The organism is Castellaniella daejeonensis (assembly GCF_039523555.1).
GTDB classification, from domain to species: Bacteria; Pseudomonadota; Gammaproteobacteria; order Burkholderiales; family Burkholderiaceae_B; genus Castellaniella; species Castellaniella daejeonensis.
Window position 1 is genome coordinate 103673 of sequence record NZ_BAAAFN010000015.1, and the last position, 19528, is coordinate 123200.

17 protein-coding genes are annotated in these 19528 nt (G+C 68.7%); 10 read left to right on the plus strand and 7 right to left on the minus strand.

Annotated elements, in window-relative coordinates; translation table 11 throughout:
- The first annotated feature begins 35 nt into the window (after positions 1-35).
- From rpoN to ABD022_RS10245, 3 genes are all read left to right on the plus strand, one after another.
- Positions 36-1388: an RNA polymerase factor sigma-54 gene (rpoN, locus tag ABD022_RS10235; RefSeq protein WP_343821228.1), complete on the plus strand. Its 1353-nt coding sequence runs from the start codon at positions 36-38 to the stop codon at positions 1386-1388.
- Positions 1389-1449: 61 nt separating this feature from the next.
- A complete protein-coding gene (locus ABD022_RS10240; protein ID WP_325123808.1) occupies positions 1450-2844 on the plus strand; it encodes a DUF2868 domain-containing protein in 1395 nt (464 codons plus the stop codon).
- Positions 2837-4330 carry a GTPase/DUF3482 domain-containing protein gene (locus ABD022_RS10245; protein ID WP_343821230.1) on the plus strand — a complete coding sequence of 498 codons (1494 nt, stop codon included), beginning with the start codon at positions 2837-2839 and terminating at the stop codon, positions 4328-4330. The genes ABD022_RS10240 and ABD022_RS10245 overlap by 8 nt, the downstream gene beginning before the upstream one ends.
- Before the next feature lie 65 nt (positions 4331-4395).
- On the opposite strand, the gene ABD022_RS10250 is transcribed toward ABD022_RS10245, so the two are convergent.
- Together ABD022_RS10250 and ABD022_RS10255 are read right to left on the minus strand one after the other, a co-directional pair.
- Entirely contained in the window at positions 4396-5331 is a 936-nt protein-coding gene (locus ABD022_RS10250) for a TPM domain-containing protein (RefSeq protein ID WP_343821232.1), read from the minus strand.
- Complete coding sequence (locus ABD022_RS10255; protein ID WP_325123811.1) at positions 5328-5942, minus strand: LemA family protein; 615 nt, start codon at positions 5940-5942, stop codon at positions 5328-5330. The genes ABD022_RS10250 and ABD022_RS10255 overlap by 4 nt, the downstream gene beginning before the upstream one ends.
- A gap of 259 nt (positions 5943-6201) precedes the next feature.
- Here ABD022_RS10255 and ABD022_RS10260 point away from each other — a divergent pair, with 259 nt between their 5' ends.
- From ABD022_RS10260 to ABD022_RS10275, 4 genes are all read left to right on the plus strand, one after another.
- Complete coding sequence (locus ABD022_RS10260; RefSeq protein WP_343821234.1) at positions 6202-7662, plus strand: DEAD/DEAH box helicase; 1461 nt, start codon at positions 6202-6204, stop codon at positions 7660-7662.
- Positions 7663-7692: 30 nt separating this feature from the next.
- Positions 7693-8325 carry a LysE family transporter gene (locus tag ABD022_RS10265; protein WP_325123813.1) on the plus strand — a complete coding sequence of 211 codons (633 nt, stop codon included), beginning with the start codon at positions 7693-7695 and terminating at the stop codon, positions 8323-8325.
- 32 nt (positions 8326-8357) lie between these two features.
- On the plus strand, positions 8358-9956 hold the full coding sequence (locus tag ABD022_RS10270) for a peptide chain release factor 3 (RefSeq protein WP_325123814.1): 1599 nt from the start codon (positions 8358-8360) through the stop codon (positions 9954-9956).
- A gap of 75 nt (positions 9957-10031) precedes the next feature.
- Positions 10032-10667: a hypothetical protein gene (locus ABD022_RS10275; RefSeq protein WP_325123815.1), complete on the plus strand. Its 636-nt coding sequence runs from the start codon at positions 10032-10034 to the stop codon at positions 10665-10667.
- 50 nt (positions 10668-10717) lie between these two features.
- On the opposite strand, the gene bfr is transcribed toward ABD022_RS10275, so the two are convergent.
- From bfr to ABD022_RS10300, 5 genes are all read right to left on the minus strand, one after another.
- Positions 10718-11182: a bacterioferritin gene (gene bfr, locus ABD022_RS10280; RefSeq protein WP_325123816.1), complete on the minus strand. Its 465-nt coding sequence runs from the start codon at positions 11180-11182 to the stop codon at positions 10718-10720.
- 128 nt (positions 11183-11310) lie between these two features.
- Positions 11311-11562 (minus strand): (2Fe-2S)-binding protein, encoded by a 252-nt coding sequence (locus tag ABD022_RS10285; RefSeq protein ID WP_325123817.1) that lies wholly within the window; start codon positions 11560-11562, stop codon positions 11311-11313.
- Positions 11563-11744: 182 nt separating this feature from the next.
- Positions 11745-12185 carry a DUF1850 domain-containing protein gene (locus tag ABD022_RS10290; RefSeq protein ID WP_343821236.1) on the minus strand — a complete coding sequence of 147 codons (441 nt, stop codon included), beginning with the start codon at positions 12183-12185 and terminating at the stop codon, positions 11745-11747.
- Positions 12185-14203: a TRAP transporter permease gene (locus ABD022_RS10295; RefSeq protein ID WP_325123819.1), complete on the minus strand. Its 2019-nt coding sequence runs from the start codon at positions 14201-14203 to the stop codon at positions 12185-12187. Before ABD022_RS10295 ends, ABD022_RS10290 begins: the two co-directional genes overlap by 1 nt.
- 119 nt (positions 14204-14322) lie before the next feature.
- Positions 14323-15282 (minus strand): TAXI family TRAP transporter solute-binding subunit, encoded by a 960-nt coding sequence (locus ABD022_RS10300; protein WP_325123820.1) that lies wholly within the window; start codon positions 15280-15282, stop codon positions 14323-14325.
- Positions 15283-15507: 225 nt separating this feature from the next.
- Between ABD022_RS10300 and ABD022_RS10305 the strand changes: the two genes are divergently transcribed.
- Genes ABD022_RS10305 through thpR form a run of 3 tightly spaced genes read left to right on the plus strand, consistent with a single transcriptional unit; the run spans position 15508 to position 19371 of the window.
- Positions 15508-16959 (plus strand): chloride channel protein, encoded by a 1452-nt coding sequence (locus tag ABD022_RS10305; protein ID WP_325123821.1) that lies wholly within the window; start codon positions 15508-15510, stop codon positions 16957-16959.
- The gene (locus tag ABD022_RS10310) at positions 16946-18787 is read left to right on the plus strand and encodes a cation:proton antiporter (RefSeq protein ID WP_343821238.1); all 1842 of its coding nucleotides are present in this window, start codon (positions 16946-16948) and stop codon (positions 18785-18787) included. The genes ABD022_RS10305 and ABD022_RS10310 overlap by 14 nt, the downstream gene beginning before the upstream one ends.
- The gene (thpR, locus tag ABD022_RS10315; protein ID WP_325123823.1) at positions 18784-19371 is read left to right on the plus strand and encodes an RNA 2',3'-cyclic phosphodiesterase; all 588 of its coding nucleotides are present in this window, start codon (positions 18784-18786) and stop codon (positions 19369-19371) included. Before ABD022_RS10310 ends, thpR begins: the two co-directional genes overlap by 4 nt.
- The last annotated feature ends 157 nt before the right edge of the window (positions 19372-19528 follow it).

Below are 19528 nucleotides of genomic sequence, written 5' to 3' on the forward strand. Positions count from 1 at the left end.
GCCGTATTTTAGATTGAACATGCCTTAGATAGAACATGCGCGCGCAACCGTCCCTGGAACTGGGCCAGCATCAGCACCTGACGCTGACGCCACAGTTGCGCCAGGCGCTGGCCCTGCTGCAATGCTCGTCCCAAGAGCTGGAGCAGGAAATCGCCCAGGCACTGGCCGACAATCCGCTGCTCGAGACTGTCGATCCGGAACCGGAATCGGCGGCCCAGGCCGAGCGGCTGGACCGCCTGTGGTCGCAGTCCGCGCGCGCCGCCTTGCCCGACGACCTGCCCGAACCGGGCCAGCCTGCCAGCCTGATCGATCACCTGCTGCAGCAATTGCATGCGACCCGTGCCACGGAGCGCGACTGCTTCCTGGTGATTCGGCTGATGGGCGAACTCGACGAGCGTGGCTATCTGGAATTCGATCCGGCCGCGCTGTCCGCGGACCTGCCGCCGGAACTGGACGTCGAGGACGAGGAATGGACCACGGCGTTGCGCCTGCTGCAGTCCTTCGATCCCGCGGGGGTGGGCGCGCGCGATCTGCCCGAATGCCTGCGGCTGCAGTTGCGGGCGCGCGCCGGCGAATGGCCTGCGGACGTGCTGGCCTGTGCCCACCGCCTGACCGGCCATCTGGAAGACCTGGGTGCCGGACGATGGGGGCGCCTGTGCGAGGCGCTGGGCTGCGACCGCGCGATGCTGGACGCCGCCCACAGGGTCCTGCGGCGCCTGGATCCCCGGCCAGCGGGCGCCTGGCAGGCCGATCCCGTTCATTACATCGTGCCCGACGTGCTGTTCCATCGGGCGGCGGACGGCTGGCGGGTCAGCCTCAATCCTGCCATCGAGCCGCGCGTGCGCCTGAATCCTGAACTGGCGGACAGCCTGGCGGACCAGGATCTGTCTCCCGACCTGAGGGACCGGATGCGCCAGGCGCGCAGCCTGATCCACAACCTGGACCAGCGCCGGCAGACGATCCTGCGCGTGGCCGAATACATCGCGAAGCACCAGCAGGCGTTCCTGGAATCGGGCGTCGCGGCGCTGCGGCCGCTTACCCTGCGGGAAGTCGCGCAGGCGCTGGATCTTCACGAATCCACGATTTCGCGCGCCACGCGCCTCAAGTATGCGCAGACGCCCTGGGGCGTGCACGAGCTGAAATTCTTCTTCGGCACGGTGGTGCAGACCCGCTCCGGCGAGGATACCTCGGCGCTGGCGGTGCAGGCGCTGATGCGCGAGCTGCTGGCGTCGGAGCCGGCCGGCAAGCCCCTGTCCGACATGCGGCTGGCACAGATGCTGGCCGACCGGAACGTCGTGATCGCGCGGCGGACCGTGGCCAAGTACCGCGAAGCCATGGGCGTGCCGCCTGCCGGCGTGCGCAAGGTGCGCGGACCCGCGGGCGCCTAGGGTCGTGCGCCCGGTTCCGGTAAAACTCGGTATCATCTTGTTTTCATCCGCCCGTTTCCCCATGCGGAACCGCCCGCCCACCGCCGCTCCCCACCCCGCCGGCCCGCTGCTCCAGTATTGGCAGGCCGAGGCCGTGCGTCTGCGAGAGGCGCACTGGGGGCCACTGGAAGACCGCGCCGCCTGCCAGGCCGCCCTGCGCGCGCCCGCCGACCTGGGGGTCCGCATCCTGGCGCGGGCAGCCTGGCTGGCCGAACACGGCGAGCTGCACGACCGCCTGGTCCAATGGTCCGTCGGCGCCCGCTGGGCGCTGGCGGTGCTCTGGCTGTGCGCCTGCCTGGCGGGCATCGGCACGGCCGCCGCCGTCCTGGGCCAGAGCCAGGTCAACCTGGCATTGGCGCTGCTGGGACTGCTGGGGCTGCATGCGCTCACCTTCCTGATCTGGCTGGCCGGCTGGCTGCCGGGATTGCCCGATTCGACCGCCCTGTCGCGCCTGTGGCTCTGGCTGACCCGGCGCCTGGTCCGGGGGCCGGATGCCGCCCTCGCGGCCCAGGCATTCCTGTCCCTGCTCGGCCGTGCGCGGGCCTGGAAGACCGCGATCGGCCTGATCAGCCACGGAGCCTGGACGGCGGCTTTCCTGGGGGCCCTGGCCACGCTGCTCCTGCTGTTGAGCGCGCGCCACTATACGTTCCATTGGGAAACCACCCTGCTGTCGCCGGATGTGTTCGTCGGCATGACCCGGATACTGGGCAGCGTGCCCGGCCTGCTGGGCTTCGAGGCGCCCAGCGATGCCCTGATCGCCGCCAGCCTGGGCCCGCAGCCGCTGGCCGCCGGTGTCCAGGCCGAATGGTCCCTGTGGCTGATCGGATGCGTGCTCGTCTGGGGCCTGCTGCCGCGGCTGCTGGCATTGGCCGCCTGCATCCTGCACCTGCGCCGGCGCCTGGCCAGACTGACCGTGGACCCCGGCCTGCCGGGCTGGCTGGATTTGCGCGAGCGGCTGCTGCCCACGCACGCCAACCTGGGCATCGACCGCCCCGCGCCGGCGATCGACGGCGCAATCGGTCCCGCCGCCCCGGTGGCGGCTGCCGGCGGACGGGCCGCGGTGCTGGCCTACGAGCTGGGGCACGGCCTGGACTGGCCGCCGGCCCAGCTGCCGGACGACGTGGTGGATTTCGGCCGCTGCGACAGCCGGGAAGACCGCGCCCGCATCCGCGCGCTCCTGCGCACGCCGCCTGCGCACCTGCTTTTCGTCTGCGACGCGCGCCTGACGCCCGACCGCGGCGCCGCCGCCTGGCTGGACGAATTGCGCCGTTCCTGCCCCGATCTGCGCGCCCTGTGCCTGGGCGGCACGCCCGAACGCCTGCAGGCCTGGCAGGACGCCCTGTCGCACCAGGCCGTTCCCCGGATTTCCAGCCTGGACGGCTGGCTCGAACACATCGGAAGTGTCCCCCATGACTGACGCCCCGAAACCCATCGACCTGGCGGTCGTCGGCCACACCAATACCGGCAAGACCTCGCTGTTGCGCACGCTGCTGCGCGACGAATCCTTCGGCGAGGTCGCGGACCGGCCCGGCACCACCCGCCACGTCGAGAGCGCCCAGTTGCTGACCGAGACCGGCCAGGCCATTCTGGTGCTGCGCGACACGCCGGGCCTGGAAGACGCCATGGGCGTCCTGGACTACCTGGACCAGCTGTCTCCGCCTCAGGAAAGGCACGATGGGCCGGACCGCATCCGCAAGCTGCTCGACAGCCCCGAGGCCGCCGGCCGCTTCGAGCAGGAATGCCGGGTGCTGGCCACGGTGCTGGAAACCGACGCCGCGCTGTACGTCATCGATACCCGCGATCCCGTCCTGCCCAAGCATCGCGACGAACTGATGCTGCTGGCCGCTTGCGGCCGTCCCATCCTGCCGGTGCTGAACTTCACCCGCACGGCGCACGCGGACACGACCGCCTGGCGCGACGCGCTGGCCCGGCTGGGGCTGCATGCCACGGTGGATTTCGATACCGTGGCGCCCGCCCTGGATGGCGAAGGCCAGCTGCTGGAACGCCTGGCACTGATGCTGGACCAGCATGCGGCCGCCCTGCAGACCCTGCGCGTCGACCTGGGCCAGCAGCGCCTGCGCCGGCTGCAGGACGCCACGCGCCTGATCGCCGAACTGCTGGTGGATGCCGCCGCGCTGCGGTTGCCCTGTTCCCAGGATCCGACGGACATGGCCTCGATCACCCTGGGGCTGCGCAAGCGCACCCGCGACCGCGAACAGGACTGCGTGCACGCGCTGCTGAAGCGCTACCGCTTCAGCAAGGCGACCTTTCCCCATCACCCCCTGCCGCTGGAAGGCGAGCGCTGGGGCATGGACCTGTTCAATCCCCAGACCTTGCGGACTTTCGGCATCCAGGTCGGCAAGGGCATGGCCACCGGTGCCATGGCGGGGGCCACCATCGATGTGCTGACCGGGGGGCTGAGCCTGGGGGCCGCTGCGTTGCTGGGGGCTGCCATCGGCGGCGCCTGGCAGGGGGCCAGCCAGTGGGGCAAGCGCCTGGTGGGCCGGCTGGCGGGCAATACGGAAATGACCGTGGACGACCCTGTGCTGCACTTGCTGGGGTTACGCCAGCTGGCCCTGGTGCGGGCGCTGGAATGCCGGGGGCACGCGGCCATGCGGCCCATCGACGGCGACCTGCTGGCGCAGGTGGCGCCGCCCGAGCCGGATCCCGCCGAACCGGCGGCGGCCCCTTCGCCGGAGGACGAGGACGCGGTACCCGGGACCGGTCAGGAACCCGGCACGCCGCCCGAGCCGTTGCGCCGTCTGCCGCCCGACGTGCAGCGCATGCTGGACGAGGCGCGCGGCCATCCCGAATGGTCCATGATCGGCGAGGAGCCCGCGCCCGATGCCCGGCGCGAGGCGCTGGTCGGCGCCATGGCACAGGCGCTGTTCGCCGCGTTGTAGCCGGGGTCCCGGCGTCCGCTTCGATCGGGCGGGCGCCTGACATGAATGGCCGGCAGCCCGGCCTGCTACCAGCTGCCGGATGCGCCCCCGCCGCCGCCCCGGCCGCCGCCTCCGCCACCCGAGGATCCACCGCCGAATCCGCCACCGCCGAACCCGCCGCCTCCGCCGAAGCCGCCACCGAAACCGCCTCCGCCCCCACGGCCGCCGCCCCGGCCGCCGCGCCCGCGGGCGAGCTTGTCGGGGATGTGCAGGATTCGGCCCAGGATGCCGAGCGCCAGTCCCGCCAGTGCCGCGACGGCGGTCCAGAGCAGGCTTTCGGTCAGCACGAACACGAAGCCGCCCAGCAACAGGGCCCCGATGGGCGGCGTCATGATCAGGGCGAAGAACGTCAGGGGCAGGAACATCACGCGTTCGTCGAGCCCTTCGTCATCGTCGGTGGACTCCGGAGGCGGCAGGGGTTCGCCCTGGATCAGGCCCGTCAGGGCCGAGACCCCGGCTTCCACCCCGCCGAAGAGGTCGCCCGCTGCGAAGCGTGGCGTGATCCGCTCGCGGATGATCCGCCCGGCGTCCACGTCGGTGACGGCGCCTTCGAGCCCGTAGCCGACCTCGATGCGCAGGCGGCGGTCCTGCACGGCCACCAGCAGCAGCACGCCGTCGTCGATGTTCTTGCGCCCCACGGCCCACTGGTCGAAGACCCGGCGTGCGTACTGTTCGATGGACTCGTTGCCGGTGGTGGGCACCAGCAGCACGAACAGCTGCGAGCCGTGCTGCCGTTCCAGCGCCTGGACCTGGGCGGTGAGCGTGCGGACCTGATCGGCCGTCAGGGCGCCGGCCTCGTCCATGACCGGCCCGGTCCAGGCCGGCACCGCGACCTGGCCGGCCGTATCCGGTGCGGCGGCGGATGCCGGAGCGGGTGCGGCGGCCGCCGCAGGCGCCGGGACCGCGCCCGCCAGCATCCCCAGCGCCAGCACGGCTTGCGCCAGCATGCGGCGAAAATTCATTTGCCCTGCCCCTGAGGCAGGTCGAACTTCACCTCGGGGTCCTGCATGACGGTGTCGGCCTTGTCCAGGCCGTACTGGGCCTTGGGCTGATAGCCGAACACGCGCGCTGTGATCAGGGTGGGAAACTGGCGGATCGTGAGGTTGTAGGACTGCACCGCGCCGACATAGCGCTCGCGCGCCACCGCGATGCGGTTTTCCGTGCCCTCGAGCTGGGTCATCAGGTCGCGAAACAGGCCGTCGCTCTTGAGCTGAGGGTAGTTCTCCGACACCGCCAGCAGGCGCGACAGGCTGGAGGACAGGGCGCCCTGCGCCTGCTCGAAGCGGGCCATCAGGGCCGGATCGTCCAGGTCGTCGGCACTGACGCGGATCTGCCCGACCCGGGCACGCGCGTCCGTGACCTGCTGCAGCACGGTGCGCTCGTTCACCATGTAGGCGTTGACCGAGGACACCAGCTTGGGCACCAGGTCGGCGCGGCGTTCGTACTGGTTCAGGACCTGGGACCAGGCCGCCTTGACTTGCTCGTCCTGGCGCTGGATTTCGTTGTAGCCGCAGCCCGAGAGCAGCAGCGTCAGGGCTGCCAGCGCAGCCAGGTTCAGGTAACGTCGGAACATCCGGGCCTCTCGTGTGGCGCCCCCGGCAGGGAGCGAATGGCGTATTTTAAAGGGCGACCGGTCAGTCAGGGCCGACTGCCGCGCGGCGTTGCAGTCACGCTATAATGCAATGCTTCGCACGGCCAACCAGTCGCCGTGCGGCTTCTTTTCAGCCCCGGCGCCAGGCGCTCCGGCGGCACCTCTCCTGACATTCTTCATACGTCGGCCTCGATTGGTATCACTCGGCTCGAGCGATAGGCGGTCGCTGGAGTCAATTTTCTTGGATACTTCGATTACCTTTGCCTCGCTCGGCTTGGCGGAACCTTTGCTGCGCGCCGTCGGCGACGCCGGCTATGACCATCCCACCCCGATCCAGGCCCAGGCCATCCCCCGCGTTCTGGAAGGCGGCGACCTGCTGGCCGCCGCCCAGACCGGAACGGGAAAGACCGCCGGTTTCACCCTGCCGATCCTGCATTACCTGCTGGGCCACCCCGCCACGGACCGCCGTCCGGGTCGCCCGCGCGTGCTGGTCCTGACCCCGACGCGCGAACTCACCGCCCAGGTCGAGGAATCCGTGCGCCTCTACGGCAAATACACCTCCGTGCGCTCCATGGTGATGTTCGGCGGGGTCAACATCAATCCCCAGATCGCGGCCCTGAAAAAGCCCCTGGACATCCTGGTGGCCACGCCCGGCCGCCTGCTGGATCACGCGCAGCAAAAGACGCTGGATCTTTCGGGCGTCGAGATCCTGGTGCTGGACGAAGCCGACCGCATGCTGGACATGGGCTTCATCCACGACATCCGCCGGGTGCTGAAGCTGCTGCCGGCCAAGCGCCAGAACCTGCTGTTTTCCGCCACATTCTCCGACGAGATCCGCGGCCTGGCGCAGGGCATCCTGAGCAATCCGGTCGAAGTCTCCGTCGCCCGGCGCAATACCGCGTCCGAGCTGGTCAGCCAGCGCGTGGTGATGACCGACCAGGCGCACAAGCGCGACCTGCTCAGCCACATCATCCGCGAGAGCGGCTGGCACCAGGTGCTGGTGTTCACGCGCACCAAGCACGGCGCCAACCGCCTGGCCGAAAAACTGTCGAAGGACGGCCTGTCCGCCGCTGCCATCCACGGCAACAAGAGCCAGGCGGCGCGCACCAAGGCGCTGGCGGGTTTCAAGGATGGCAAGGTGGCCGTGCTGGTGGCCACCGACATCGCCGCCCGCGGCCTGGACATCGACCAGCTGCCGCAAGTGGTCAATTTCGAGCTGCCGAACGTGCCCGAAGACTACGTGCACCGCATCGGCCGCACGGGCCGTGCCGGCAGCACCGGTTCCGCCCTGTCCCTGGTGGATGCGTCCGAGATCAAGCTGCTGCGCGCCATCGAACGCCTGATCAAGCAGACCATCGAACCGATCGCGGTGGAAGGATGGAATCCCTCCGCCATGGTGACTGCCGATTCGGCACCGGATGCCCGGGAAAAGCGGGCGCTCGCCCGCCTGCAGAGCGGCTTTGCCGGCCGCGGCGACGGCAACCGGCGCAATGACGGCGGCCGGCGCGAATCATCCGGCCGTGACGGCCGCCGGCCAGCCGGCCCGTCCGATCGCCATCCCGGTCAGGATGCCCGCCGCAGCGGCGGCGGCCGCACCCCGGGTGCGCGCCCGGCCCGCGAGGGCGGTGCGGCCCCCGCCGCGCGCCGGGACGCACGCCCCGCTTCGTCCGGGCGGCCCGCGCTGCTGCGCAAGGCCGACTGATCCGCCGGGCCGGCGCACTGGAGACCGAGGATGGCACTGTCCACCTGGCTGGCTTTCTTCGCTGCGGCCTGGGCGATCTCGTTCTCGCCCGGGCCCGGCGCCATCTGTTCGATGGCCTCGGGCCTGAAATACGGTTTCCGCCATGGCGCCTGGACCATCTTCGGGCTCCAGGCCGGCATTATCTGCCAGCTGATCATCGTGGCCCTGGGCGTGGGCGCGCTGCTGGCCACGTCCGAAGTGGCCTTCACGATCGTCAAGTGGATCGGCGCCGTCTACCTGGTGTACCTGGGGGTGCGGCAGTTCCGCACCGACGCGGCGCCGGTGGCGGTCGAGGCGCAGCCGCCGAAAAGCGCCCATCCGATCCGCGACCAGCTGCTGCGCGGCTACCTGGTGAACGTCACCAACCCCAAGGGCACCATGTTCCTGCTGGCCGTGGTGCCGCAGTTCCTGGACCTGGGCCGGCCGCTGCCGCTGCAGTATTTCCTGATCGGCGCCACGCTGTGCTTCACCGACCTGGTCGCCATGAGTTGCTATACTTCGCTGGCTTCGCGGATCCTGCGGATGCTGCGCAAGCCGGGCCATATCCGCTGGCTGAACCGAGGCTTCGGTTCGATGTTCATCCTGGCCGGCACCGTCCTGGCCTCCTTCAGTCACAAGCACTGAAGCCTCACGCCCTGAAGCTCCACGACCTTTCCATGAGCCTGACCGACGAAGTCGCCCGCCGACGCACTTTTGCCATCATTTCCCACCCCGACGCCGGGAAGACGACCCTGACCGAAAAGCTGCTGCTGTTCGCGGGCGCCATCCAGATCGCCGGTAGCGTCAAGGCGCGCAAGGCCAGCCGCCATGCGGCGTCCGACTGGATGGAAATCGAAAAGCAGCGCGGCATTTCGGTGGCGTCCTCGGTGATGCAGATGGAATACCGCGACTGCGTCATCAATCTGCTGGACACTCCGGGCCACCAGGATTTTTCCGAGGATACCTACCGGGTGCTGACCGCCGTGGACGCCGCGCTGATGGTGATCGACGCCGGCAACGGTGTCGAGCCCCAGACCATCCGCCTGCTGCAGGTGTGCCGCGCCCGCAATACGCCCATCATCACGTTCATCAACAAGCTCGACCGCGAGGTGCGCGAGCCCCTGGACCTGCTTTCCGAGATCGAGGGCCACCTGGGCATGGATGCGATTCCGTTTTCCTGGCCGGTGGGCATGGGCCGCCATTTCGGCGGGGTCTTCGACCTGCGCCACGACCGGATGCGGGTCTTCCGCCCCGGCTCGGAGCGCCATCGGGACGACGACGAGACCATCGACGGGCTGAACAATCCCGAACTGTCGGCGCGGTTCGGCGACGCCCACGCCAAGGCCAGCGAGGAGATCGAGCTGATCACCGGCGCGGTCCCGGCCTTCGATCACGACGCCTTCCTGGCAGGCCGCCAGACGCCGGTGTTCTTCGGTTCGGCGATCAACAATTTCGGTGTGCGCGAGGTCCTGGACGCCCTGGTGGAGCTGGCTCCCCCGCCCGGCCCGCGCGCCGCGCTGGAGCGCAGCGTGCTGCCGTCCGAACCCAAGTTCACCGGTGTGGTGTTCAAGGTGCAGGCGAACATGGATCCGGCGCACCGCGACCGCGTGGCCTTCGTGCGCGTCAGTTCCGGCCGGTTCGAACGCGGCATGCGCCTGAAGGTCGCCCGCAACGGCAAGGAAATCCGGCCCAACAACGTGGTGTCCTTCCTGTCGCAGCGGCGCGAGATCATCGATGAGGCCTATGCCGGCGACATCATCGGCATTCCCAATCACGGCATCCTGCAACTGGGCGACGTGCTGACCGAGGGCGAATCGCTGACTTTCACGGGCCTGCCGTTCTTCGCGCCGGAATTGTTCCAGGCGGTCGAGGTCAAGGACCCCCTGCGCACCAAGCAGCTGCGCACCGGCCTGACGCAGCTCGGCGAGGAAGGCGCCATCCAGGTGTTCCGCCCCGAAGCCGCCGGTGGCGCGCTGCTGCTGGGGGCCGTGGGCCAGCTTCAGTTCGAAGTGGTGGCCCACCGCCTGAAGACCGAGTACGGCGTCGAGGCTCGCCTGATGCCGTCGCGCTACAGCCTGGCGCGCTGGATCACCTGCCCCGACCCCAAGGCCCTGAAGAAATTCATGGATGCCAACGCGGCCAACATCGCCTACGACGTGGTGGATGCGGCCGCTTTCCTGGCCAGTTCGCCCGCCCAGCTGCGGGTCGCCCAGGAGCGCTACCCCGACATCGAATTCCACACCATGCGCGAACATGCCGGGCGGGTCTTTGCATAGCGTGCTGGCTGCCGCGGCGGTGGCTTCCTATACAATGCAGGGATCACCCGCTCCGATCGACGAGGCCCGTCGCCCATGTCCTGGCGTCTGATTTTTGCTTTTCTGCTGCTGGCCGCAGGCGCATCCGCCTGGGGCGGACTGCAGCTGGGCGACTGGCTGATCGCCCACGGGCCGGCACAGATCCAGATGCCGAAGCCGCACCCCGAGCTCGATGCGCAGGCCGGCATGCTCGATGCCAACGGCAAGCCCTATGTCGCCTCGGCTCCGCAGGTGCTGCCGGATGGCCGCCAGGGGGTGCCCGAACTGCAGCCTCCCGTCGATTGGAAGATCCAGCAGGATTCCCTGCTGGACGACGGCCGGCCGATCGCCCTGGCGACCACCACCATTTCCATGGACGAGGCCATCGCCCTGGCATCCCGCAACCAGCTGGGAGACGGCCTGCAGGGCATTGCCCAGTTCGGGGGATTGGGCGGCAGCCAGGTGGTCCAGCCCATCGACGTCACGACACCTCCGCCGCCGCCTTCGCCCGCGCCTGCCGCTGCCCGCGGCGGGCAGTGGCAGGCCGCCTTCCAGGCGGAGCTCAAGGCCTGCGAATCGCTGGGTTTCTTCTCGCGGCCCTCGTGCGCCTGGGCGGCCCGCAACAAATACTGCGAACCCAACAATGCCTGGGGCCGCGTCCCCGACTGCCCGGCGAAGAAATCGGGCTTCTGATTCCCGGCCTCCCGGCCGGGTGCCTGGGCCGGCGCCGAGGCGCCGCAGGGTCACATCTGAGATTGCAGGTAGTTCTGGAGACCAAGCTGCTCGACCAGGCCGATCTGCGTTTCCAGCCAGTCGATGTGTTCCTCGGTGTCTTTCAGGATGGTCAGGAACAGATCCCGCGAGGCGAAGTCCTGCACCGATTCGCAGTAGGCCATGGCTTCCTTGACCGTGGCCTGGGCAGCGGTTTCCAGCTTCAGGTCGCAGGCCAGGATCTCGGGCACGGTTTCCCCCACCAGCAGCTTGTGCAGATCCTGCAGATTCGGCAGGCCGTCCAGCATGAAGATGCGCTCGATCAGCAGATCGGCATGCTTCATCTCGCCGATGGATTCCTTGTATTCGTGCTCGCCCAGCGCCTCGAAGCCCCAGTGGCGCAGCATGCGCGCATGCAGGAAATACTGGTTGATGGCCGAAAGCTCGTTTTTCAGCTGCTGGTTCAGATAGCGGATGACGGTTTTGTCGCCTTTCATGACCTGTGCTCCCTGGTGCATGGCTCGTCCGGAATCGGACGGGCCCGGATCACAAGGCTAGCACGACCCGCGCGCCCCGGGAACCGGGGTGCGGGAAGCGGGACCTGCACGATGGTGGCGGGGCGGGCCTAGGCGACGCGGCGCGTGGCAACGCGGGACAGGACGGTGACCTCGACCTGCCCGGTCAGCCCGGCCGCGGCGGAGCCGACGTCGGCTGCGTAGCGACCGCCCGGCAGGTATTCCGTGGCGGTCTCGGCGCAATGGCCGCAGCAAGTCGCCACGCCCAGTTGGGCCTGGAGATCGCCCAGGTCGGCCGCGCCCTGGGCGATGGCATCCTGGACCTGGCGTTCGCTGATCGCGTTGCATACACAAATATACATGAGAATGATTATCATGTTTTTTCTTCGGGAAGACAAGTCCCGCGAGAAAATTTCATGCCCATCGCTTGTGCCGGAACAGGCGCACGCTTCCCGGGTCGTGCATCCACGGGTGGATAATCGCTCTCATCGATAGAAGCCCTCGTGAGTCCAGTCCCAGGAAAGAGCGTTTCGTGAGATCGGGGCTATCGGGGGGCGGTCCTGACCGGCGGTTGAGGCGCGCGGCAGGGCCGCAGCAGGGTCACGTCGCCATCGGTGGGCATGATGCCCACCATGGGTTCGCAGCGCCCGCCGACGCACCAGTCGTAGTCGGCGGTATAGGGCGAACGCGACAGGCGCAGTTCATGCAGCAGGCCGGTATGGGGCTGGTAGACGTACCAGCCGTCGGGGCGCAGCGTGGCGTCCGGGGGCGGTTCCATGCCCGCTCCCGAGCCCAGGATGCGGGCCTGGCCGGGCACCAGGATGGGCCGGCCGCCGGCGTCAGCACTGACGGTGTAGTCTTCTTCCCAGCGGATCTTCTCGATCGAGTGGGTCCAGGCCAGCGTGAATGCCTGGACCGGCACGAAGCGCGGCGGCACGCCGGGCGCCGCCGCCAGGGTCAGGCAGACTCCCAGTGCGGCCAGCATCAGGTCGCCGCCCCCACCGTGCGGGCACGGCGGCTGCGCACCACGTGCCACACCAGGAACAACCCCGTGGCTGCAAAGCCGATTTCGTCGGTCAGCGGGATCGCCGTCACCAGCAGGATGGCCGATGCGATGATGTACAGCCGCTCGAACCAGTTGAGAGACGACAACAGGAAGCCGGTGATGCCGGCGGCCCACAGCGTGATGGCGAGCAGGGCCTTGAAGACGATGTAGGCCGTATCCAGTGCGCTGCCGCCCTGCAGCATCAGGGCCGGCGCATAGACGGCCATGTAGGGAATCACGAAACCGGCCACGGCCACGCGCAGCGCCTGGATGCTGATCTTCAGGCCGTTTTCCCGGGCGATGGGCGCGGCGGCGAAGGCCGCCAGCGCCACCGGCGGGGTCAGGTCGGCCATGATGCCGAAATAGAACACGAACATGTGCGAGACGATCAGCGGCACGCCGAGCTTCAGCAGGATGGGAGCGGCCAGCGAACTGGTGATGATGTAGTTGGGGATCGTCGGGATCCCCATGCCCAGCACCAGGCAGGTGATCATGGTCAGGAACAGCGCCAGGAACAGGTTGCTTTCGCCGATGGCGATGACCTGGCCGCCGAACTCGGCGGCCACGCCGGTCAGGTTGATGATGCCGATGATCACCCCGACCAGCGCGCAGGCCGCCGCGACCGACAGCGCATTGCGCGCGCCTTCGGCCAGGGAATTGAGCGCCAGCCGCAGCGTGTCGCGGCCATGCCGGCGCACCATCAGGGCCAGCCCCAGCACGGCGATGATGACGAAGAAGTCAGTGACGCCGAACTGGATGAAGCCCGCGCAGGCGATGCCCAGCAGCAGCCAGAAGACGTAGCGCAGGATTGCCTGCGAAGTGCCCTGGATGACGGCGGCGCCGAAGATCAGGATCACCGTCAGGCCCAGGCCGATGGTGCCGGAAAACAGTGGCGTGTAGCCCGAGAACAGCAGCACCACCAGGCCGATCAGGGGCAGCAGCAGGTACCAGCGTGCACGCACGGCTTTCCAGGGATCGGGGCAGTCTTCCTTGGCCAGGCCGTGCAGGCCGCGCCGGCCGGCCTCGAGGTGGACGGAGATGAAGGCGGTCGTGAAGTAGAGGATGGCGGGGATGAGGGCCGCCTTGACGACTTCGACGTAGGGAATGTTGAGTGTTTCCGCCATGATGAAGGCGACCGCACCCATCACCGGCGGCATGATCTGCCCGCCCATGCTGGACGTGGCCTCGACGCCGCCCGCGAAGGCGGACGAATAGCCGAAGCGTTTCATCAGCGGGATGGTGAACTGGCCGGTGGTCACGACGTTGGCCACGCCCGAGCCGTTGATGGTCCCCATCAGGCCCGAGCTGACCACGGACACCTTGGCTGGCCCGCCGCGCGTGTGGCCGACCATGCCCATGGAAAAGTCGCTGAACAGCTGGATCATGCCCGCCTGTTCGAGGAACGCGCCGAACAGGATGAACAGGTAGATATAGGTGGACGACACGTAGGTCGGCGTGCCGTAGATGCCTTCGACCCCGAAGCTCAGGGTGCCGACGATCTGGTCGAAGCCGTAGCCGCGGTGCATGAAGGGCCCGGGGATGTACTGGCCGAACAGGCCGTAGGCCAGGAACAGGCCGCAGATGACCGGCAATGCCCACCCCATCATGCGGCGGGTGGCCTCGAAGACCAGCACGATGGTCACGATGCCCACCACCATGTCGGCATCGGTCATCTGGCCGGCGCGCGCCGTGAGGTCGGATTCGTAGACCCAGTGGTACAGGCTGAAGACGAAACCCAGGGTGCCCAGGCACCAGCCCAGCGTCCGGTTTGCGCGGCTGCCGCCGGAATACAGGGAAAAGACCATCAGCAGCACGAAGCCGACGTGGACTGCCCGGACCACCTGGCTGGACAGGGGGCTGTAGGCCGCGGTCCAGATCTGGAAGCAGGAAAAGACGACGGCAATCCAGAAGATGGTGCGCGGCAGGGGCTGGGCCGCGGTATCGTGGGGAGAACTCATGAGCGCAAACCTGGAGATTGAAAAGGCGGTTCAGACGCAGGTCGGAACCGCCCCGGAGGGAAGAGAGGGGGCACCGTGGCTTCCGGGGGAACCGGGGGCGGCGCGGTGCCCGTGTGTGATCACTTGATCAGGCCCACTTCCTTGTAGTAGCGCTCGGCGCCGGGATGCAGGGGCACGGGCATGCCCTTCAGGGCATTCTCGAGCTGGATCGACTTGGCGGCGTTGTGGGCGGACTTCAGGGTGTCGAGCTGTTCGTAGAACACCTTGGTCATCTGGTAGACCAGGTCGTCGGGCACCGTCGAGGCCGTCACCAGGAAGTTCGGCACCGCCGCCGTGGGCGTGTCCGCAGCCTGGCCCTCGTAGGTGCCGGCGGGGATGGTGGCCGGCTGGTAGGCGGCATTGCCGATCTTCTCGATGACGTCGGCCGGGATCGGCACGATGACGATCTTGACCGAGGTCGCCAGGTCGCGGATGGAAGACACACCCAGGCCGGCCGATTGCAGCGTCACGTCCAGCTGGCGGTTCTTCATCAGCTCGACCGACTCGCCGAAGGGCAGGTATTCGACCTTGGAGAAATCGTCGTAGGTCAGGCCGGCGGCCTTGAGGACGGCGCGTGCGTTGAGCTCGGTGCCGGAGCGGGCGGCGCCCACGGAAATGCGCTTGCCCTTCAGGTCGGCCAGCGTCTTGATGCCGGAATCGCCATTGGCGACGATCTGGATGTAGTTGTTGTAGGTGGCCGTCATGCCGCGCAGGTTCTTCAGCGGGGCCTTGAAGCCCGCATCGGCATTGCCTTTGTAGGCATCGGACACGGTGTCGGCCAGCGCGAACGCGAGCTCGCCGCGGCCTGCCTGCAGCAGATTCATGTTTTCGGCCGAGGCCTTGGAGACCTGGGCGGTGGACTTGGCATCGGGGATGTGCTTGTTGTAGATCTGGGACAGGGCCACACCCAGCGGGTAGTAGACGCCGCTCTGGCCTCCGGTCAGGATGTTGATGAACTTGGTGTCCGCCTGAGCGGGGGCGGCGGCGATGGCGGCGGTAACCGCCACGGCGCACGCGGCCAGCCATTTTTTGATGGGCATGGTGTGGTTCCTCTTCAGTTGCTATTGGGAAAGCTTGCATAGTAGCAAGGGCTGTTCCGCGAACCACTCCGTAATCACCCTAGAAAAAATAAGTTTCCCGACCCGGGCGGCCGATTCCGGGGCGCGTGGGATGTGGATGAACCGGCTGACCGCGGCCAGGGGCCAGGCGGGCTCGGCTATACTGCGGAGGGTCGGGCCCGCATCGGGCGCGCTTGCGCCTGACCCATGAAACTGCCTTCCCTTCCCCGTATCGACCTGCTGGAACCCGCCGTGATGCTGGCGACGGTGGTCCAATGGCTGATCCTGGCTTCTTTGACCGGGCTGGTGGTCGGCGTCGGCACCAGTCTGTTCCTGCATGCGCTGTTCTTCGCGACCGGCCGCACCCAGTCCATGCCCCTGTGGGCCTACTGGGCCCTGCTGCCGCTCGCGGGGCTGGCCAATGGCCTGCTGATGGGCCATGCGCGTCGCCGCCTGGACGCGTCGGGCCTGAAGGATTCCATTTTCGCCGCCGTGCACGAACAGGGCGGCCGCATGCCCTGGCGCACCCTGTGGATCAAGCCGGTGGCGGCCATCATCACCCTGGCCAGCGGCGGCTCGGCCGGCAAGGAAGGCCCCTGCTCGCACCTGGGGGCGTCCCTGGGCTCGGTGATCGGCCAGGTGTTCCGGCTGAATGCGGAACTGCGCCAGCGCATCGTGGCCTGCGGCGTCAGTGCGGGCTTTGCCAGCGTATTCGGCACGCCCCTCGCCGGCGCCCTGTACGGCGTGGAGATGCTGATCATCGGCCGCATCCGCCACGACTTCCTGTTTCCCGCCCTGATCGCGGGCATGACCTCGTACCAGGTCAGCAAGGCCCTGGGCATTCCCTACGAGCACTATGCGATCGATGTGCTGCCGGTTTTTTCCGAATGGCTGTTCCTGCGCACCATCCTGGTCGGCATGCTGTGCGGGCTGGTGGCGCGTGTGTTCGTGGACCTGATCTACGCCGTGCGCAATGCCTGCCACCGGCTGCAGGCCCGCTGGGCCGTGTGGCCGCCGCTGATGCCGCTGGCGGGCGGCATCGCGCTGGCGCTGCTGGTGACCTTTGCCATCCCCACGGACTACCTGGGCCTGAGCCTGCCGCTCATGGACCGGGCCCTGGCGGGCGAGGCCATGCCTTATGCGGGTTTCCTGTGGAAGACGATCCTGGTGGCCGTGACCCTGGGCTCGGGATTCTATGGCGGCATCGTCACGCCCCAGTTCGTCATCGGCGCCGTGGCGGGCAACGCCTTTGCGCACCTGTTCGGCATCAGCCCTTCCCTGGGCGCCGCCGTGGGGCTGGTGTCGGTGGTGGCTGCCGCCTCCAACACCCCGCTGGCCGCCATCCTGATGGGGGTGGAGCTCTTCGGTGGCACCGTGGGCACACTGTATGCGGCCGGATCGGCCATTGCCGCCTACCTGATCATCGGCCACCGCAGCGTCTATCCGGACCAGCGGCTGGGCTATGCCAAGTCTTCCTGGATGCGGGTGCGGCCGGACATTCCGGTGGGCCAGGAAAAGACGCATCTTTCCTACGGTCTGCTCAAGAGCTGGCGCCAGATGCGCAAGCGGGGGTGGCGAATCTGGCTGGAGCCTGCCGGTCGGCGCGCAGGCGGTGCGCCGCACGCGCGGGAAAGTGGACGCGACGATGCGCAGTCCTGAACTGATGCTGGCCGGGATCGGCCTGATTGCCATATCCGCCCAGTGGCTGGCCTGGCGCCTGCGGGTGCCGGCGATCCTGTTCCTGCTGCTGGCGGGCATCGCCGTGGGGCCGCTGGCCGGCTGGCTGGAACCGGACGCCCTGTTCGGCGACCTGTTGTTCCCCATTGTTTCCCTGTCGGTGGCCGTGATCCTGTTCGAGGGCAGCCTGACGCTGGAATTCCACCAGACGCGGGGCCTGGAGCAGGTGGTGCGGCGGCTGGTGACGGGGGGCACGCTGATCGCCTGGGTCGTGGCGGCCGTGGCGGTGCATGCCTTCCTTGAGTTCCCCTGGGACCTGGCGATCCTGTTCGGTGCCATCACGGCCGTCACCGGGCCGACGGTCATTGCGCCGCTGCTCAAGACCGTGCGTCCCGTGGCGCCGGTGGCCCACGCCCTGCGCTGGGAAGGCATTCTGATCGACCCGATCGGCGCCTTGCTGGCCGTCGTGGCCTACGACCTGATGGTGTCCCTGCGCATGACCCATGAGTGGGGCCATGCCCTGTGGGCCTTCGGCGCCACGCTGGCGACGGGCCTGTGCATCGGGGCGGCGGCCGGCTGGCTGCTGGGCACATTGCTGCGGCGCGGCTGGGTGCCGGACTCCCTGGTGAACCTGTCGGTGCTGGCGCTGGTGTTCGCCGCCTTCGCCCTGTCCAACGCGGTGCAGCACGAATCCGGGCTGCTGGCCGTCACCATCATGGGGATCTGGCTGGCAAACCAGCCCGGCGTGCCGGTGCGCGACATCCTGGAGTTCAAGGAAACCCTCAGCCAGATTCTGCTCTCGGCCCTGTTCATCCTGCTGGCCGCGCGCGTGGCGCCCGGCCAGCTGTACGACCTGGGCTGGCCCGCACTGGGCGTGCTGGCGGTGATGCTGTGGGTGGGGCGGCCGCTGAAAGTGATGTATTCCACCTGGGGTTCGGGGCTGAACTGGCGCGAACGCGGCCTGCTGGCCTGGATCGCGCCGCGCGGCATCGTGGCGGCGGCGGTGTCCGCCCTGTTCGCCCTGCGGCTGGAAAAGATGGACGTGCCCCATGCAGACCGGCTGCTGCCGATGACGTTCCTGCTGATCATCGGCACGGTGATCTGGCAGAGCCTGACGGCGCGGCCCGTGGCCCGCTTGCTGAAGGCGGCCGAGCCGGACCGGGTGGGCTTCCTGATCGCGGGCGCCAATCCGGTGGCGCGGTCCATCGGCCAGGCGCTGCATGAACAGGGCGTGCCGGTGCGCTTGTGCGACAGCGATTGGTACAGCCTGTCGCGGGCCCGGATGATGGGGCTCTCCACCTATCATGGCAGCCCGGTTTCCGAACACGCCCAGCGCAACCTGGACACCACCGGCCTGGGGCGTCTGCTGGCGCTGGGCATGCGCGACGACGTCAACCAGTTGATCACGGCGCGCGCCCGCGACGAGTTCGGCAGGCGCAAGGTCTTCAGCCTGCCCCGGTCCCAGGATGCCGGCCAGTCCGAGAAGCACCTGCTCGATGCCGCCTATCGCGGCCGCACCCTGTTTGCTCCGGACCTCGGCTACTGGAAGCTGTCCGCCCTGCTGGCTGCCGGTGCCCGGGTCAAGGCGACGCGGCTGTCGGACAGCTTCGGCTTTGCGCAATACCTGGCAGCCCGCCCGGACCACCCGGTGATCCCGCTGTTCGCCCTGAATCCCAAGGGGTATGCGCTGCCTTTCACCCCGGACGAGGAACTGCAGCCCGGGGCGGGCTGGACCGTCATCGGTCTGCACGAGGACGACGCGAACGGGGCGGAAACACCGGCCGCCGGGCGCGCGCCGGACGGATCATGACGGCCCGCGCGGACGGACCGCCGCGCCGGGACGCGGCCCATTCCCCGGGCGAGGACGGCCGGCGGGTGTTCTTTGCGCTGTGGCCGGATGCCGAGACTGCCGAGACCCTGTCCGGGTGGGCGCGCCGGGCGCACGCCGCGTTCGGCGGACGCGTCATGCGGCCCGAAACCCTGCATCTGACGCTGGCTTTCCTGGGCATGGTGCCCAATGACCGGATCGCGGAGCTGGCCTCCTTGCTGGACGAGGCGGTATTGATCGGCGGCGCGTTGCGCCTGGATCGCTACGGCCGTTTTCGTGGCCCGAGGATCGTCTGGGCCGGCCCGTCGGCTCCCGCGCCCTGGCTGGATGCGCTGCATGGCTGGTTGTGGCGGGCGCTGGCGCGCCGGGGCTTCCCGCGGCCGGACGAGCCTTTTCGCCCGCATGTGTCGCTGCTGCGCCGGGCGGAGCCGGGCGATCTGAGTCTGCTGCCGGTGCCCGAGCCCCTGGACTGGACGCCGCGCCGCTGCGTGCTGGTGGCCTCGGCGCCGAGACCGGAAGGATCCTTCTATGAAATCCTGGCGGAACGCACGCTCCGGATTCCCTGATACAGACCCCGTGGACCGGGGGCGGATCGCACAAGCCGGTCCGCCCTGCGCGGGCCCGCCCCGGAGGCGCAAAGGGAGTAGCCGCCCCGGAGCCGGCCCGTGCCGGCGGATCGGTTACTTCTGCGGCCCGGGGATGGCCGGAGTGCCCGGCGGCAGG